This window comes from Methylobacterium hispanicum, from assembly GCF_022179285.1.
Taxonomy (GTDB): domain Bacteria; phylum Pseudomonadota; class Alphaproteobacteria; order Rhizobiales; family Beijerinckiaceae; genus Methylobacterium; species Methylobacterium hispanicum.
This window is the reverse complement of record NZ_BPQO01000008.1, coordinates 95503-110386: the sequence shown is the minus strand read 5'-3', so window position 1 is coordinate 110386 and position 14884 is coordinate 95503. Positions and strand designations below refer to the sequence as shown.

Annotated in this window: 15 protein-coding genes; 11 read left to right on the top strand and 4 right to left on the bottom strand. The window is 72.5% G+C overall.

Translation table 11 applies throughout. The annotated features are described in order from the left end of the window. The first annotated feature begins 7 nt into the window (after positions 1–7). The 3 genes from ftsE to MFF56_RS11525 all read left to right on the top strand — a co-directional run bounded on the left by ftsE (position 8) and on the right by MFF56_RS11525 (position 2716). On the top strand, positions 8–706 hold the full coding sequence (ftsE, locus tag MFF56_RS11535) for a cell division ATP-binding protein FtsE (RefSeq protein ID WP_066918310.1): 699 nt from the start codon (positions 8–10) through the stop codon (positions 704–706). Next, positions 703–1743, top strand: coding sequence for a cell division protein FtsX (locus MFF56_RS11530; RefSeq protein ID WP_238230038.1), 1041 nt, complete (start codon positions 703–705; stop codon positions 1741–1743). Before ftsE ends, MFF56_RS11530 begins: the two co-directional genes overlap by 4 nt. Positions 1744–1915: 172 nt before the next feature. Continuing rightward, the gene (locus MFF56_RS11525) at positions 1916–2716 is read left to right on the top strand and encodes a YdcF family protein (RefSeq protein ID WP_238230037.1); all 801 of its coding nucleotides are present in this window, start codon (positions 1916–1918) and stop codon (positions 2714–2716) included. A 13-nt stretch (positions 2717–2729) separates the two neighbouring features. On the opposite strand, the gene MFF56_RS11520 is transcribed toward MFF56_RS11525, so the two are convergent. From MFF56_RS11520 to MFF56_RS11505, 4 genes are all read right to left on the bottom strand, one after another. Next, a complete protein-coding gene (locus MFF56_RS11520; protein WP_238230036.1) occupies positions 2730–3479 on the bottom strand; it encodes an HAD-IA family hydrolase in 750 nt (249 codons plus the stop codon). Next, entirely contained in the window at positions 3473–4165 is a 693-nt protein-coding gene (gene rpe / locus MFF56_RS11515) for a ribulose-phosphate 3-epimerase (RefSeq protein ID WP_066918119.1), read from the bottom strand. The genes MFF56_RS11520 and rpe overlap by 7 nt, the downstream gene beginning before the upstream one ends. Positions 4166–4257: 92 nt before the next feature. Beyond that, positions 4258–5118, bottom strand: coding sequence for a phosphoribulokinase (locus MFF56_RS11510; protein ID WP_066920796.1), 861 nt, complete (start codon positions 5116–5118; stop codon positions 4258–4260). A gap of 19 nt (positions 5119–5137) precedes the next feature. After that, a complete protein-coding gene (locus tag MFF56_RS11505; protein ID WP_066920797.1) occupies positions 5138–6196 on the bottom strand; it encodes a class 1 fructose-bisphosphatase in 1059 nt (352 codons plus the stop codon). A gap of 185 nt (positions 6197–6381) precedes the next feature. Here MFF56_RS11505 and MFF56_RS11500 point away from each other — a divergent pair, with 185 nt between their 5' ends. The 8 genes from MFF56_RS11500 to lptB all read left to right on the top strand — a co-directional run bounded on the left by MFF56_RS11500 (position 6382) and on the right by lptB (position 14602). Further along, positions 6382–7329, top strand: a complete 948-nt coding sequence (locus tag MFF56_RS11500) for a LysR family transcriptional regulator (protein ID WP_066920800.1) — start codon at positions 6382–6384, stop codon at positions 7327–7329. Continuing rightward, on the top strand, positions 7326–8561 hold the full coding sequence (locus tag MFF56_RS11495) for an NAD(P)/FAD-dependent oxidoreductase (protein ID WP_238230035.1): 1236 nt from the start codon (positions 7326–7328) through the stop codon (positions 8559–8561). Before MFF56_RS11500 ends, MFF56_RS11495 begins: the two co-directional genes overlap by 4 nt. A 467-nt stretch (positions 8562–9028) precedes the next feature. Beyond that, positions 9029–10213: a patatin-like phospholipase family protein gene (locus MFF56_RS11490; protein ID WP_066920049.1), complete on the top strand. Its 1185-nt coding sequence runs from the start codon at positions 9029–9031 to the stop codon at positions 10211–10213. 79 nt (positions 10214–10292) lie between these two features. After that, the gene (locus tag MFF56_RS11485; RefSeq protein WP_066920047.1) at positions 10293–11087 is read left to right on the top strand and encodes a TetR family transcriptional regulator; all 795 of its coding nucleotides are present in this window, start codon (positions 10293–10295) and stop codon (positions 11085–11087) included. Between the two features lie 327 nt (positions 11088–11414). After that, positions 11415–12038: a ribonuclease D gene (locus tag MFF56_RS11480; RefSeq protein WP_066920046.1), complete on the top strand. Its 624-nt coding sequence runs from the start codon at positions 11415–11417 to the stop codon at positions 12036–12038. Between the two features lie 211 nt (positions 12039–12249). After that, positions 12250–13017: an LPS export ABC transporter periplasmic protein LptC gene (gene lptC, locus MFF56_RS11475; RefSeq protein ID WP_066920045.1), complete on the top strand. Its 768-nt coding sequence runs from the start codon at positions 12250–12252 to the stop codon at positions 13015–13017. Positions 13018–13037: 20 nt separating this feature from the next. Then, positions 13038–13727 (top strand): LptA/OstA family protein, encoded by a 690-nt coding sequence (locus MFF56_RS11470; RefSeq protein WP_238230034.1) that lies wholly within the window; start codon positions 13038–13040, stop codon positions 13725–13727. An 8-nt stretch (positions 13728–13735) separates the two neighbouring features. After that, complete coding sequence (gene lptB / locus MFF56_RS11465; RefSeq protein WP_066920055.1) at positions 13736–14602, top strand: LPS export ABC transporter ATP-binding protein; 867 nt, start codon at positions 13736–13738, stop codon at positions 14600–14602. Positions 14603–14884 lie beyond the last annotated feature (282 nt).

The window sequence follows — 14884 nt, the reverse complement described above, 5'->3', positions numbered from 1 at the left end:
CGCAGCTTTGAAGACCGCAAGCCTGCTCTCCGGCGCCGAGGCGCCGGTGGTCCAGTTCGAGAATGTCGGCATGCGCTACGGCCTGGGGCCGGAGGTGCTCTCCGACGTGAGCTTCAAGATCGCCCCGCACTCGTTCCAGTTCCTCACCGGGCCCTCGGGGGCGGGCAAGACCACGCTGCTGCGGCTGATCCTCCTCTCGGTGCGGCCGACGCGCGGGCTGGTCTCGGTCTTCGGCGAGGAGGTCAGCGGCATCTCCAGCGGCGCGCTCACGGCCTTGCGCCGCCGCATGGGCGTGGTGTTCCAGGATTTCCGGCTGCTCGACCACCTCACCACCTACGAGAACGTGGCGCTGCCGCTCCGCGTGCAGGGCCGGGCGGAGACGAGCTACCGGGCCGAGGTGGTCGAGCTCCTGCGCTGGGTCGGCCTGGGCGAGCGCATGCACGCCCTGCCCCCGCTCCTGTCGGGCGGCGAGAAGCAGCGCGCGGCCATCGCCCGCGCCCTGATCGGCCGGCCCGACCTGCTGCTCGCCGACGAGCCGACCGGCAACGTCGATCCGGGCCTCGGGCGGCGGCTGCTGCGCCTGTTCCTCGAATTGAACAAGCTCGGCACCTCGGTGATCATCGCGACCCACGATTACGGCATCATGGACACCGTGTCGGCGCGCCGCATGGTGCTGGGCGAGGGCCGCCTGCGGATCGAGGAATGAGCGTGGACCGCACCCCTCCCGGCAACAATTCCGGCCACACCCCCGGCAAACCGGCCGGCCGGCCCTCGGCCCCCGCCCCGGAGCGCAAGCCCCCGCGGGCGCCCGCCCAGGCTGCACCGGAGGCCGCCGAGGCGCTGCCGGCGACCCTCCGGCGCAACGCGCCCCTGGTGCCGACCGACACGGCGGCGAGCCGCTCGCTCGCGGCCGTCATCGCCATCCTGACCTTCCTGGCCGCGCTCTGCGCGGGCGCCGCCGAGATGGTCTCGGCGAGCGCGGCCCAGTGGCAGGGCAGCGTCGCCCAGGAGGTGACGATCCAGGTCCGCCCGGCGCCCGGCCGCGACGTCGAGGCCGACCTCGCGCGGGCCGAGAACCTCGCCAAGGCCGAGCCCGGCATCGCGGCGACGCGCGTCTTCTCGAAGCAGGAGGCCGAGCGCCTGCTCGAGCCCTGGCTCGGCAGCGGGCTCGACCTCGGCGACCTGCCGGTGCCGCGCCTCATCACCCTGACGCTCGGCACCCCCGCGCCCGACCTGAAGCACCTGCGGGCGGGCCTCGGCGAGGCGCTTCCCGGCGTCGCCAGCCTCGACGACCACGTGCTCTGGCTGCAGCGGCTCTCCACCATGGCCAACACCTTCGTGGGCGCGGGCGTCGGCATCGTCGCCCTGGTGCTGGTCGCCACGGGCCTCGCGGTCGCCTTCGCGACCCGGGGCGCCATGGCGGGCAACCGCGAGGTGGTGGAGGTGCTCCACTTCGTGGGCGCCGACGACGACTTCATCGCCCGGGCCTTCCAGCGGCGCTTCTTCGGGCTGGGCCTGCGCGGCGGCGCGATCGGGGCGGGCCTCGCGCTGCTGGCCTTCTGGCTCGCCGGGCTGCTGGCCCGCGCCTGGCGCTCGGGACCGGCCGGCGAGGAGATCGAGGCCCTGTTCGGCGCCTTCCACATCGGCTGGCGCGGCTATGCCAGCGTGCTCGCCATCGGCATCATCGCCTCGCTGGTGACGGGCGTGGTCTCGCGGCTGACGGTGCGGCGCTTCCTCGCCTGAGGCGCCTTGCAGGTGGCCCACCCGCCCCGTCCCGCGGGATGAGGCCCGGAACCCGCGCGTTAACCATTCGTCAACCACTGGGGCGCGCAATGCCCCCAGGGCATCCCGCCCGCGTCCCCGCGCCTCCGCCTCGCCGCAATCGGGGTTATCCTGCCGGAGAATGTCCACGCGTATGCCGTGCGCTTCCGAACCGAACGCGGGCGAGCCCTTCGGCTGGCGCTGGGACGCGGCGCGCACGGGCGAGCCGGTCGTCGCCCCGCGCCGGACGACCCGCCTGCATCGCCTCGGTCTCGGCCTGCTGGGCGGGTCAGCCCTCGGCGGCGTCGCGCTCGGCCTCGGCTTCCTCGGCTTCGTGGACGGGCTCGCCCGGATGGAGCGCGTGCCGCCCGACCGGGCCGACGGGATCGTGGTGCTGACCGGCGGCGCCCAGCGCATCGGCGACGCGATCGACCTCCTGGCCAGCGGCTACGGGCGGCGGCTGCTGATCACGGGCGTCAACGAGCGCACCAGCCGCGACGAGATCGCCCGGCTCAACCCGAGCCAGCGCGACCTGATCGCCTGCTGCGTCGATCTCGACTACCGGGCGCGCAACACCATCGGCAACGCCATCGAGACGCGCCGCTGGATGCGCCGGCACCGCTTCAGCACGGTCGCGGTGGTGACCTCGAACTACCACATGCCGCGGACCCTGATCGAGCTCGACCACGTGCTGGAGGGCGCCGACCACGTCATCCCGCACCCCGTCGTGGCGGACGGGTTCGATGCCGGGCGCTGGTGGCAATGCGCGGGCACCGCGCGGCTGCTCGCGGCCGAGTACGCGAAGTTCCTAGTGGCGTGGCTGCGGACCCGCTTCGAGGACGATCCCGAGCAGTCCCGCGCCGCGATCCTGATCGGCCGCGGCAAGCCGGTGAAGATGGTGGCCGAGCCGCTGCCGCGGGGCACCCTGCGGGCGGCGGCCGAACCGCGGCTCTGATCCCCGCGCCCGATCAGTCCCGCCCCGCGTGCCAGTCCTGCAGGGCGGCGAGCGTCACCACGCCGCCCGGCCAGGCAACGCCCGCGAGGTGCCGGTGCGGCCGGTCCGGTTCGCCGAGGTCGGAGACCGCCGAGAAGGCGCCGTCGAGGGGGTGCCCCTCGGTGTACTGGCTGCGCGTCGCCAGCACCGGCAGGCCGGCATCCAGCGCCGAGCGGATGCCGGCCGCCGAATCCTCGAAGGCGACCGCCTCGGCGGGCGCCACGCCCAGGCGCTCCAGGGCCAGGGCGAATATGTCGGGCGCGGGCTTCTTGCGGGCCGCCTCGTCGCCCGCCGCGATGGCGTCGAAGGGCTGCTCGCCGCCGGGGAAGTTCACCGCGACCAGGCGATCGACGTTCGGCCGGCTCGTCGTGGTCGCCACGGCGACCCGCAGGCCCGCCTCCCGCGCCTCCGCGATCAGCCGGCGGATGCCGGGCCGGAGACCCAGGCCGCCGGCCGCCACCAGCTCGCCGTAGAGCCGGGTCTTGAGCCCGTGGATCTCGGGCGCGCGGGCGTGGAGCGCGGCGGCCTCGTCCGCGTGCTCGGTGTCGATGAAGTGGGCGAGCCGCTCCTTGCCGCCCATCACCGCGAGCAGGTCGCGGTAGGTCGCGGGCGACCACGCCCAGGGCAGGCCGAGCGCCGCGAAGGCGCGGTTGAAGGCCTGCCGGTGCAGGTCCTCGGTCTCGGCCAGCGTGCCGTCGACGTCGAAGATCAGCGCCCTCAGCATGCGAGCGGGCCGCCGCCGGCCGCCTCGGCGCCCGCCCGGATCGCGGCGATCCGCTCCGCGTAGGCGGCGGGGCCGTCCTTGAACACGGCGTTGCCGGCCACGAACACGTCGGCCCCCGCCCGCGCCGCCGCCTCGACGGTCCTGGCGTCGATGCCGCCATCGACCTGGATGCGGATGTCGCGGCCCGCACTCATGGCGCGCACCCGCGACACGGTCTCGAGCGCGCTTCCCAGGAAGCTCTGGCCGCCGAAGCCCGGGTTGACCGTCATCACCAGCACGAGATCGACCATGTCGAGCAGAGGCTCGACCATCGCGGCCGGCGTGCCGGGGTTGAGCGCCACGCCCGCGCGCTTGCCGAGCGCCCGGATGGTCTGGAGCGAGCGGTGGATGTGGGGGCCCGCCTCGACATGGACCGTGATCCCGTCCGAGCCCGCCTCCGCGAAGGCCGCGAGGTAGGGGTCGGCCGGCGCGATCATCAGGTGCACGTCGAAGAACTTGTCCGTGTGGGGCCGCAGGGCCTTCACCACGGGGGGCCCGAAGGTGATGTTGGGCACGAAATGCCCGTCCATCACGTCGAGGTGGATCCAGTCGCCCCCGGCCTCGGCCACCGCCCGCGTCTCCTCGCCGAGCCGCGCGAAGTCGGCCGAGAGGATCGAGGGGGCGATCAGGGGCGGGCGGGTGGTCATGGGAGAGGCCTTTCGGGGCGTGTCAGATAGGGCTCCGCCGGGGCGCCGGCATCGGCCCGCGCGCGGTTCGGTGCCCGGGGGCAAGGTTCGAATCAGGCCAGCCGGCGCCGGCGCTCGACGAGCTGCATGATGATCGGTGTCAGGATGAGCTGCATGGCGAGGTCGAGCTTGCCCCCCGGGATCACGATGGAGTTCGCCCGGCTCATGAAGCTGTCGTGGATCATCGAGACGAGGTACGAGAAGTCGATCCCCTTGGGGTCCTTGAAGCGGATCACCACCATCGACTCGTCGGCCGTCGGGATCCAGCGGGCGATGAAGGGGTTCGAGGTATCGACCGTCGGCACCCGCTGGAAGTTGATGTCGGTCCACGAGAATTGCGGGCAGATCGTCTGCACGTAGTCGGGCATCCGCCGCAGGATCACGTCGGTGACGGCCTCGGTCGAGTAGCCGCGGAACGAGCGGTCCCGGTGCAGCTTCTGGATCCATTCGAGGTTGATCACCGGCACGACGCCGATCTTGAGGTCCGGGTAGCGGGCGATGTCCACGCTGGAATCGACCACGCAGCCGTGCAGCCCCTCGTAGAACAGGAGGTCCGAGCCCGCGGCAAAATCCTCCCAGGGCGAGAACGTGCCCTCGGGCACCCCGTAGCGGGCGGCGTCGGCGGCGTCGTGCACGTAGTGCCGGGTGCGGCCGCGGCCGGACTCGCCGTAGCTGCGGAACACCGCCTCGAGTTCCGGCAGCAGGTTGGCGCGCGGCGCGAAGTGGCTGAGCGTCGGCTCGCGCGCCATCATCGCCCGCATGGTCTCGCGGTCGAAGGCGTGGAAGCCGTCGCCCTCGATGTAGACCGCGCTGACGTCCTCGCGGCGGAAGATCTGCTCGAAGGTGTTGCGGACCGAGGTGGTGCCGGCCCCCGAGGAGCCGGTCACCGAGATGATGGGGTGGCGTGCCGACATCGCGTGCGAGCGTGGGGCGTCAGCTGCGCATCAGGCCGCGCTGGCCGAAGAGGGGCGAGCGCCCGGCGGCGTGGTTGCGGCCGTCGAAGTACTTGGCGACGCAGGCCACCTCCTCGGTCGAGCCGAAGACCAGCGGCACGCGCTCGTGGATGCCGGTGGCCGCGATGTCGAGGATGCGGCGCTCGCCGTCCGTCGCGCCCGCGCCCGCCTGCTCCATCAGCATGGCGATGGGCGCGGCCTCGTAGAGCAGGCGCAGCCGCCCCTGCGCGTAGCCCTTGCGCTGGTCGCCCGGGTACAGGAACACGCCGCCGCGCATCAGCACGCGCTGTGCGTCCGCGACCAGCGAGCCCAGCCAGCGCATGTTGTAGTCCTTGTCGCGCGGGCCCTCGGCGCCGCGCAGGCAATCCTCGATGAAGGCCTTGATCGGCCCTTCCCAGTGCCGGGCGTTCGAGGCGTTGATCGCGTACTCCTTCGCCGTCGTGGGCACGTCGAGGCCTGGATGCGTCAGCCGGAAGGCGCGCTCGGCCCGGTCGAGCACGTAGACCTGCGTGCCCTCGCCCAGCGTCAGGACGAGCGCGGTCGCCGGGCCGTAGGTGACGAAGCCGGCCGCGAGCTGGGCCGTGCCGGGCGTGGTGAACGAGGCGATCGGGTTGGCCTCGTCCTGCACCGCCGGGCGGATGCCGAAGATGGTGCCGACCGCCATGTTGACACCGATGTTCGACGAGCCGTCGAGCGGGTCGATCGCCACCGCCAGCGGCGCGCCGGGATTGAGGCGCATCACCTCGTCGGCCTCCTCGGAGGCGACCTCGGCCACGGGCGCGGCCTGCAGCGCCTCGGTCACGCGCTGGTGCGCGATCACGTCGAGCGCCTTCTGCACGTCGCCGTCGCTGTTCTGCGAGCCCGCCGCCGCGAGGTCGCCGCCGAGCGCGCCGCGGCCGATCACCTCGCTGATCGTGATGGCGGCGCCCGCGATGGCCGAGACGACCGCGGCCGTGTCCTTCAGCGCAGGGTTGTGCGAGACCGCCCGCGCGAGACACGCGTCGAGATGCGCTCCGACCTCAAGAGACCCGTCCGCCATCGCTCTTAGCCCTCGCATGTCCGTGTATCCGGGCCGGGAAGACCCGGCATGAGGCGAAGCCTCTAACCGGAGCCGCGCCCGGATGATACCGCGCGCCCGGTCCGGATCGCCAGAGGCGTGGCGCGGGTGCTCAAGAATTCTAAAATATCTTGCGGCCGCCTACAAAAAAACTAGAACAGCAATTGATGCGCAACCTGTCCTTGAAACAGCTCCAGGCCGTCGCCGCCGTCGCCAAGCTCGGCACGATGACGCGCGCCGCCCAGGAACTCAACGTCACCTCGGCGGCCCTCTACGCCCGCATCCGCCAGCTCGAGGAGGAGGCTGGCCTTCTCCTGTTCGACCGGACGCCGAACGGGCTGAAGCCGACCGATGCGGGCCGCGAAATGCTCTGGGCGATCGACAGCATCAACACGGTGCTGGAGAGCTGCGCCGACCGCCTGCGCACCCTGAAGGGCGGCGCCGGGGGCCGCGTGGCGATGGGCGTGGTCTCGACCGCCAAGTACTTCACCCCGCGGGCGATCGCGGGCTTCGTCGAGACCCATCCGGGCGTCGAGATCAACCTCTCGGTCGGCAATCGCGGCGAGACGGTCGAGGCGCTGCGCAACTACGAGATCGATTTCGCCATCATGGGCCGTCCGCCGCGCGACTTCGCGATCGAGGCCGAGAAGCTCGGGCCGCACCCGCTGGTGCTGATCGCCGCGCCGAACAACCCGCTGGCGGGCCGCCGCAACATCCCGCGCGAGGCGCTGGCCGACCAGCCCTTCTTCGTGCGCGAGGACGGCTCGGGCACCCGCACGGTGTTCGAGGAGTTCATCAGCGGCATCATCATCCGCCGGGCCAAGCTCGGCATCGACACCGGCTCGAACGAGACGATCAAGCAGGCGGTGATGGCGGGCCTCGGCATCGCGCTGCTCTCCGCCCACACGGTCGCGGCGGAGGTCGAGAGCGGGCGCCTCGTGCTGCTCGACGTCGAGGGCCTGCCGATCCGGCGCGACTGGTACGTGGTGCGCCGCGCCGACAAGGTGCTGGGCCCGGCGGCGGCGGCCTTCTGGGACTATCTCTACCGGGACGGCGCCCGCTGCCTGCCGCGGCTCGACGCGGTGCGGGCGATGACGGCCGGAGCCGCCCGGTGAGCGAGGCCGGCATCGTCGTCCTGGGCGGAGGCCAGGCCGGGTTCCAGGCCGCCGCCTCCCTGCGGGAGGCGGGCTTTGCCGGTGCGCTCACCCTGGTGGGCGACGAGACCGCCCTGCCCTACCAGCGGCCGCCCCTGTCGAAGGCCTATCTCGCCGGCAAGACCGATGCGGAGGCTCTGGCGCTGCGCCCCGCCGCCTATCTCGAAGAGCATCGCATCGCCTTCCGTCCGGGCCTGGTCGCGGAGGCGATCGACCGCGACGGCCGACGGCTGGTGACGACGGGCGGCCGGATCCCCTACGACCACCTCGTCATCGCCACCGGCGCACGCAACCGGCCGCTGCCCGTGCCGGGCGCGGACCTCGCGGGCGTGCACCAGCTCCGCGGCCTCGCGGACGCGGACGCGCTCAAGGCCGCCCTCGGGACCTGTCGCGCCGCCGTCGTGGTGGGCGCGGGCTTCATCGGGCTCGAATTCGCCGCGGTCGCGGCCGCGCGGGGCGTCGCCGTCACGGTGATCGAGCTGGCCGAGCGGCCGATGGCGCGCGCGGTCTCGCCCGAGACCGCCGCCTTCTTCCGAAGTGCCCACGAGGTCGCCGGGGTCCGGTTCCGCTTCGGGGCCGGGATCGCCGCGGTCGAGGGACGGGAGGGCCGGGTCTCCGGGGTGAGGCTCGCGGACGGTACCGCGCTCGCGGCCGACCTCGTGCTCGTCGGCATCGGCGTGCTGCCGAACCAGGAGATCGCCGCCGGGGCGGGCCTCGCGGTCGCCGACGGGATCCGGGTCGATGCTTGCCTCGCCAGCGACGACCCGGCGGTCTCGGCCGTCGGCGACTGCGCCCGCTTCCCGACCCGCTTCGCCCACGGCCTCTCGGCTGACGGCACCGTACGGATCGAGTCCGTGCAGAACGCGATCGACCAGGGCCGCTGCCTCGCCGCACGCCTCGCCGGGCGGCCAGCGCCCTACGCCGCGGTGCCCTGGTTCTGGAGCGACCAGGGGCCGCACAAGCTCCAGATCGCGGGTCTCGGCGCGCCCGGTGACGCGGGCGTGCGACGCGGCACGGAGGCGGCCTTCTCGGTCTTCCGCTTCCGAGGCGGGCGGCTCGCCGCGGTCGAGTCGGTCAACCGGGCGGGCGATCACATGCTGGCCCGGCGCCTGCTCGCTGCGGGCACGCCGCTCACCCCGGAGCAGGCCGCCGATCCCGGCTTCGACCTGAAGGCGCTGGCGACGCGCGCCTGAGAGCCTGTTTTACCTCCGCTCCGGAGGATTCTCCGCCCCCTTTCCGGGCCCTTCGGGCCTGCACGCCTGGAACGCAGTGGAAGGTGATCCGGGATCCAGCAGGCGAGGTGCCGCGAAGCGGCTCGATCTCCGGCCGCGTCGCAGGATCATGACGCTTCGCGCCTTCTTGTGCTCGATCCCGGATCACCCTCCGCTGGCGCTCCGGGCGTGCAGGCCCGAAGGGCCGGGAAAGGGGTGGTTCGCGCATCGCTAGGCGCTGCGAGGCGGTCAGACAGGCTCCGGGAGGGCGCACGGTTTTCACGTGAAATTAACCATCCGGACCTCGTTCGTCCGACCGCTGTCGCGCTGCAACAGGTGTGACGTGAATGCTGCGCCCAACCACGCGTGTCATTGACCGCGCGAACCTGAACGCTCAAGCTTCGTTAGGGGCTGGCACGGGTTCGAGAACGAGTCTCGGGACAAGGGTCATGACGCGTCGATCCACACTTTTCCGCGGCCTCCTCGCGCTCGGGTTCGCGGGCCAGCTCGCGGCCTGCTCCTCGCTGCCGCGCACCGCCTACACGGCCGCGCAGTCAGCGGCCGCGACCGTGCCGAACATACCGGACGCCCGGGTCTACTCGGACGCGGCGGTCGAGACCTTCACGGCGCTGGCCGCACCGAAGGCGAAGAGTCGCAGCTTCAGCTACCTCGCCCTCTCGGGCGGCGGCGGCGACGGCGCCTACGGGGCGGGTGTGCTCAACGGCTGGACGGCCTCCGGCACGCGCCCCGAGTTCAACATGGTCTCGGGCGTGAGCACGGGCGCGCTGATCGCGCCCTTCGCCTTCCTGGGTCCGGCCTACGACCCCTACCTCACCGAGTTCTACACCAGCGGCGTCGCCGAGACCCTGGTGCAGTCGCCCAACATCACCAACGTGCTGTTCGGCTCCGGCCTGTTCGGCGACGGGCGCCTGCGCAACCTGATCGGCCGCTACGTCAACGCGGACCTGCTCCGGGCGGTGGCCGAGGAGCATGCCAAGGGCCGGCGCCTGCTGGTCGTGACGGCCAACCTCGATTCGCAGCGCGCCGTGATCTGGAACATGGGCGCGATCGCCGCGAGCGGTGCGCCGAACGCCGTCGATCTGTTCCGCGACGTCCTGACCGCCTCGGCCAGCATCCCGGCGGTGTTCCCGCCCCAGCTCATCGACGTGCAGGCGGGGAACGCCGGCTTCCAGGAGCTGCACGTGGACGGCTCGGTGGTCACGCCGGTCTTCACCCTGCCCCAGTCGCTGCTGGTGCAGGAGGGGCGGCTGCGCACCGCCGGCAAGGCCGACATCTACGTGGTGATCAACGGGCGCCTCGAGCCCGAGTTCGACGTGACGCGGAACAACACGCTCGCGATCGTCGAGCGCTCCTTCACCACGGCGAGCCGCGCCCGCAGCCGCGCCACGCTGACGGCGACCTACGCCTTCGCCAAGGCGAACCGGATCGGCTTCAACCTCACCTACATCGACGAGGCGGCGCCGAACGCCTCGACGGCGCGCGGCTTCGACACCGGCTACATGCGCGCGCTCTACAACGCGGGCTACGAGAAGGGCCGCACCGGCCGCTTCTGGGAGCACAGCGTGCCGGCGGCCCCCATCCTGAAGACCGTGGCGGCCGAGGCGGCGCGCTGAAGCGCCGCCCTCCGCTCGCAATGCGGGCACCCGCCACCTAGATCCGGGGGACAGACCGAGACGAGGAGCGGATCACCCGATGAGCGAGAGCGCAGGCGAGAGCCCGAACGCGGGCCCCACGGGATCCAAGGGCCGCAAGACGGCCCAGAAGGCCGGCCCCCGCGGCGGGGCGGAGGCTGCGCCCGAGGCCCCGAAGCTGCCGCCGCGCGAGGCAGCCGTCGAGGCGCTGATGCGGCTCGCCGCCGAGCAGCCGTGGAACGACATCGAGATCGGCGACATCGCCCGCGAGGCGGGGCTGACGCTCGCCGAGCTGCGCGAGCTCTACCCCTCGAAGGGCGCGGTGCTCGGCGGCCTCACCCGCATCATCGACCGCAAGGTGCTGGCCGAGGACAACGCCGACCTCGCCGACGAGCCGACGCGCGAGCGCCTGTTCGACGTGCTGATGCGCCGCCTCGACGCGATGACGCCCTACAAGCCGGCCCTGCGCCGGATCTCCTACGCGCTGCGCGGCGACCCGCTCACCATGCTGGCGCTGAACGGCGTGATGCTCAACTCGCACCGCTACATGCTGGCCGCGGCCGGTATCGACACGGAGGGGCCGCTCGGCCGGGTGAAGCTGCAGGGCGTGGTCATCGCCTTCGCGCGCGTGACCGAGACCTGGCTGGAGGACGACGACCCGGCGCTCGCCCGCACCATGGCCCGGCTCGACCGCGAGATCCGCAACGGCGAGCGCTTCATGGAGCGGGCCGAGGACGTGCGCCGGCTGACCGCCCCGCTGCGGGCGCTCGGCCGCGCCGTGCTGGAGCGCCGGGAGCGCCGCCGCGAGCGCCCGCGGGAGGACGGGGAGGAGTCGGACCCGGCCGCGGCGATCTGAGCGAAGCCCGAGAGCGCGGTGCCCGACCTGCACCGCGCCCTCTCCCGGACGCCCGGAGCGCCAGCGGAGGGTGATCCGGGACCCAGCATAGGGAGACGCGAAGCGTCCTGATCCTGCACCGTCGCTGGGTCCCGGATCACCTTCCACTCCGTTCCAGGCGTCCGGGAAAAGGTCGCGCTTCATCTGTCGAGGTCTGCGGAGACCGGTGGCGGCGAATATCGGATCCGGTCTTCTGCCGCAGGGACGTCTCCCTTGTCCGCCCGCATCGCGGGTGCTACCGGCAAAATAACCTCGCTGTCCCAAGCCTCTACCGAAAAGTCCGCGCCGATGCCGAGCCCCACCGTCCGCCTCCACCGGGGCGACCTGCCCGAGGGCTACGCGCCGGGCGCGGCCATCGCCATCGATACCGAGACGCTCGGCCTCAACCCGCATCGGGACCGGCTCTGCGTCGTGCAGATCTCGACCGGCGACGGCTCGGCGGACGTCGTGCAGATCCCGCTCGACGGACCGGAGCCGGCGAACCTGAAGCGCGTGCTGGCCGACAGCCAAGTCCTGAAGATCTTCCACTTCGCCCGCTTCGACCTGGCGGTGCTCTATCGTCGCCTCGGCGTGATGCCGGCCCCGGTCTACTGCACCAAGATCGCCTCGAAGCTCGCCCGCACCTACACCGACCGGCACGGGCTGAAGGACGTGGTGCGCGAACTCGTGGGCGTCGATCTCTCGAAGCAGCAGCAATCCTCTGACTGGGGCGCCGAGACCCTGAGCCAGGCCCAGCTCGACTACGCGGCCTCCGACGTGCTGCACCTCCACGCCGCCCGCGCGCGCCTCGACCAGATGCTTGCCCGCGAGGGCCGCACCGATCTCGCCGCCGCCTGCTTCGCCTTCCTGCCGACCCGCGCCCGGCTCGACCTCGACGGCTGGCCCGAGACCGACATCTTCGCGCACGCCTGAACCCGCCCGATCGGCGTGCCGGGGCGCACATCCCGGTACGGGGCCTCCACTCCGCACTCTGCCGCGCTGGCCGCCAAACGCGCGCCATGGTTGAAGTTTCGGAAACGCTTGAGCCATAACTTCGCCATCGCCCGGGCGCATCCGGCGGCGGGCTCACGGGGGCAGCCCTTCCACGCATTCGCGCCCAGGGGCGCGCCGCACGGACAGGTCCATGCAGGTGGTCGACGCGATCGGGACGAACGGGGCCGGCGGCAACGCCCGGCGCACGCGCGCGCATGCCCGCGCCCACCGGCACAGCGCCCGGGTCCGCACGCTCCGGCGGGTGATCCCGGTGGTCGCGGCGGGCGCGGTCATCGCGGTCGCCGCCCTGGTCTTCAACCCCTTCGGCGCCGCGATCCCGAGCGTCAGCGTCGGCCCGGTCACCCTCTCGGGCACGAAGGTGCGGATGGACAATCCCCGCCTCTCGGGCTTCCGCAAGGGGGACCGCGGCTACGAGGTCACGGCGGCGGCCGCGCTCCAGGACATGCGCAAGCCCAGCCTGATCGAGCTCGAGACCATGCGGGGCCACATCGCCACCGACGACCGGGGCGGGCTCGCCCGGCTGGAGGCCGCGACCGGCCTGTTCGACACCGCGCGCGAATCGCTCGACCTCAACCGCGACATCCGGATCTGGACCGACAAGGGCGAGGAGGCGCGCCTGATCTCGGCTTCCGTGAACTTCAAGGCGGGCAGCGTCGTCTCGAAGGAGCCCGTCACCGTGACGGTGCCGAGCGGCTCCGTGGCCGCCGACAGTCTCGACGTGGTCGAGAACGGCCGCGTCATCTCCTTCATCGGCAACGTCCGAACCGTGTTCCACGGCGAGGACAAGGCGGCCAGGCCGGCGCGCTCCCGGCCAGGCGGCGATGTCGGCCCCACGGTCGATGGCGAGACCCTGCGGACCCTGACCTCGGCGGCCGAGCCGCAGGACGGCCGGCCATGAGAGCGTCCGTGAGACCGTGCATGAGACCCGTGCCCCTCGTCCTCCTCGCCGCGATCCTGATCGCCGGCCCGGCCGCAACGGCCCCGGCCGCTCCGGCGGCCCAGAAGGAGTCCCCGCTCGGCGGCTTCGGCGGCAGCGGCAAGGAGCCGATCAAGATCGACGCCGACCGGCTCGACGTGTTCGACCGCGAGAACAAGGCGGTCTTCGCCGGCAACGTGGTGGCGGTGCAGGGCGACAGCACCATCCGCTGCTCGACCATGACCGTGCACTACAAGCGCGGCAAGGAGAAGGACGCCCAGAAGGACAAGGCCGCCGAGAAGCCGGCCGAGGAGGCCCGCGCCACGCCCGAGAACGGCATCCAGAAGGTCGAGTGCGCCGGCCCCGTGACGGTGGTGCAGAAGGATCAGGTCGCCACCGGCGACAGCGCCGTGTTCGATCAGGCGGCCAAGCGCATCGTGCTCACCGGCAACGTCGTGCTGAGCCAGTGCCAGAACGTCACCCGCGGCTCGCGCCTCGTCTACGACATGAACACCGGCCGGGCGAACATGGACCCGGTCGCGGGCGGGCGCGTCTCGGCCATGTTCGTACCGGGCGAGAAGGCCGAGGCGAAGGGCGCCGGCTCCAAGGGCTGCGCCCAGCCGGCCGTCGCCAAACCCGCACCGAAGCCGGGCGAGCCGGACGCGACCCGGGCGCGGGCCCAGGCCAATTGAGCGAGGCCGTGTCGTTCGATGCCGGCGCCGCGGCGCCGGGCACGCCATCGGGTGCGCCGCCGGCCGCGGCGGCGCGGCGCCCCTCCCTGCTCGGGCGGCTGTTCGGCCGCGCGCGCGCCGCCGAGGGCGCGTCCGAGCCCGTCGAGGGCGGCCCCGGCATCCTCAGCGTGCGCGGCCTGCGCAAGAGCTACGGCGCCCGCACCGTTGTGCACGAGGCCGGGTTGACCGTGCGCACCGGCGAGGCGGTGGGTCTGCTCGGACCGAACGGCGCCGGCAAGACCACGATCTTCTACATGATCACCGGGCTGGTCACGGCGGATCGCGGCCACATCACCCTCGACGGCCTGCCGATAACCCAACTGCCGATGTACCAGCGCGCGCGCCTCGGCATCGGTTACCTGCCCCAGGAGGCCTCGATCTTCCGGGGCCTCTCGGTCGAGGACAACATCCGGGCCGTGCTCGAGGTGGCCGAGCCCGACCGGAAGGAGCGCGAGCGCAAGCTCGAATCCCTGCTGGAGGAGTTCGACATCGCGCGCCTGCGCAAGTCGCCCTCGATCGCGCTGTCGGGCGGCGAGCGCCGTCGCTGCGAGATCGCCCGCGCGCTCGCCTCCTCGCCGACCTTCATGCTGCTCGACGAGCCGTTCGCGGGCATCGACCCGATCGCGGTGGGCGACATCCAAGATCTGGTGAAACACCTCAAGCAGCGCGGCCTCGGCGTGCTGATCACCGACCACAACGTGCGCGAGACGCTGGGGCTGATCGACCGCGCCTACATCGCGCATTCGGGCCGCATCCTCACCGAGGGAACGCCCGAAGAGATCGTGGCGAACCCCGACGCGCGCCGCCTCTACCTCGGCGAGGATTTCCGGCTGTAGGCTCGGGCTGGCGCGGCCCTCGATACCGTCTCCGGTCGATCCCTTCGGTGCGCTCCGTCAGCCGTCATACTGGGGTCGCGCAGCGGAACCCGGGATGGCGGTGGTGAGCGCCTGACCGAACCATTCAACCGAAACCGGTACGAAGCCACCCGGCCGGGAGAGTGCCGTCACAGGCTCCCCGGGAGACGATGCATCTCCGCGCGGAGACCGATCGCGCGCACATCTTCCCTTAAGCGGCGCTGGCGCAGGTCGGCACCGGCACGGTCGGGCCATGTGCGGCCA

Excerpts from the sequence above, each read along its gene's own strand:
- MFF56_RS11530 (WP_238230038.1), top strand. The coding sequence starts at position 703 with ATGAGCGTGGACCGCACCCCTCCCGGCAACAATTCCGGCCACACCCCC.
- MFF56_RS11525 (WP_238230037.1), top strand. The coding sequence starts at position 1,916 with ATGCCGTGCGCTTCCGAACCGAACGCGGGCGAGCCCTTCGGCTGGCGC.
- MFF56_RS11520 (WP_238230036.1), bottom strand. The coding sequence starts at position 3,479 with ATGCTGAGGGCGCTGATCTTCGACGTCGACGGCACGCTGGCCGAGACC.
- rpe (WP_066918119.1), bottom strand. The coding sequence starts at position 4,165 with ATGACCACCCGCCCGCCCCTGATCGCCCCCTCGATCCTCTCGGCCGAC.
- MFF56_RS11510 (WP_066920796.1), bottom strand. The coding sequence starts at position 5,118 with ATGTCGGCACGCCACCCCATCATCTCGGTGACCGGCTCCTCGGGGGCC.
- MFF56_RS11505 (WP_066920797.1), bottom strand. The coding sequence starts at position 6,196 with ATGGCGGACGGGTCTCTTGAGGTCGGAGCGCATCTCGACGCGTGTCTC.
- MFF56_RS11500 (WP_066920800.1), top strand. The coding sequence starts at position 6,382 with ATGCGCAACCTGTCCTTGAAACAGCTCCAGGCCGTCGCCGCCGTCGCC.
- MFF56_RS11490 (WP_066920049.1), top strand. The coding sequence starts at position 9,029 with ATGACGCGTCGATCCACACTTTTCCGCGGCCTCCTCGCGCTCGGGTTC.
- MFF56_RS11485 (WP_066920047.1), top strand. The coding sequence starts at position 10,293 with ATGAGCGAGAGCGCAGGCGAGAGCCCGAACGCGGGCCCCACGGGATCC.
- MFF56_RS11480 (WP_066920046.1), top strand. The coding sequence starts at position 11,415 with ATGCCGAGCCCCACCGTCCGCCTCCACCGGGGCGACCTGCCCGAGGGC.
- lptC (WP_066920045.1), top strand. The coding sequence starts at position 12,250 with ATGCAGGTGGTCGACGCGATCGGGACGAACGGGGCCGGCGGCAACGCC.
- MFF56_RS11470 (WP_238230034.1), top strand. The coding sequence starts at position 13,038 with ATGAGACCCGTGCCCCTCGTCCTCCTCGCCGCGATCCTGATCGCCGGC.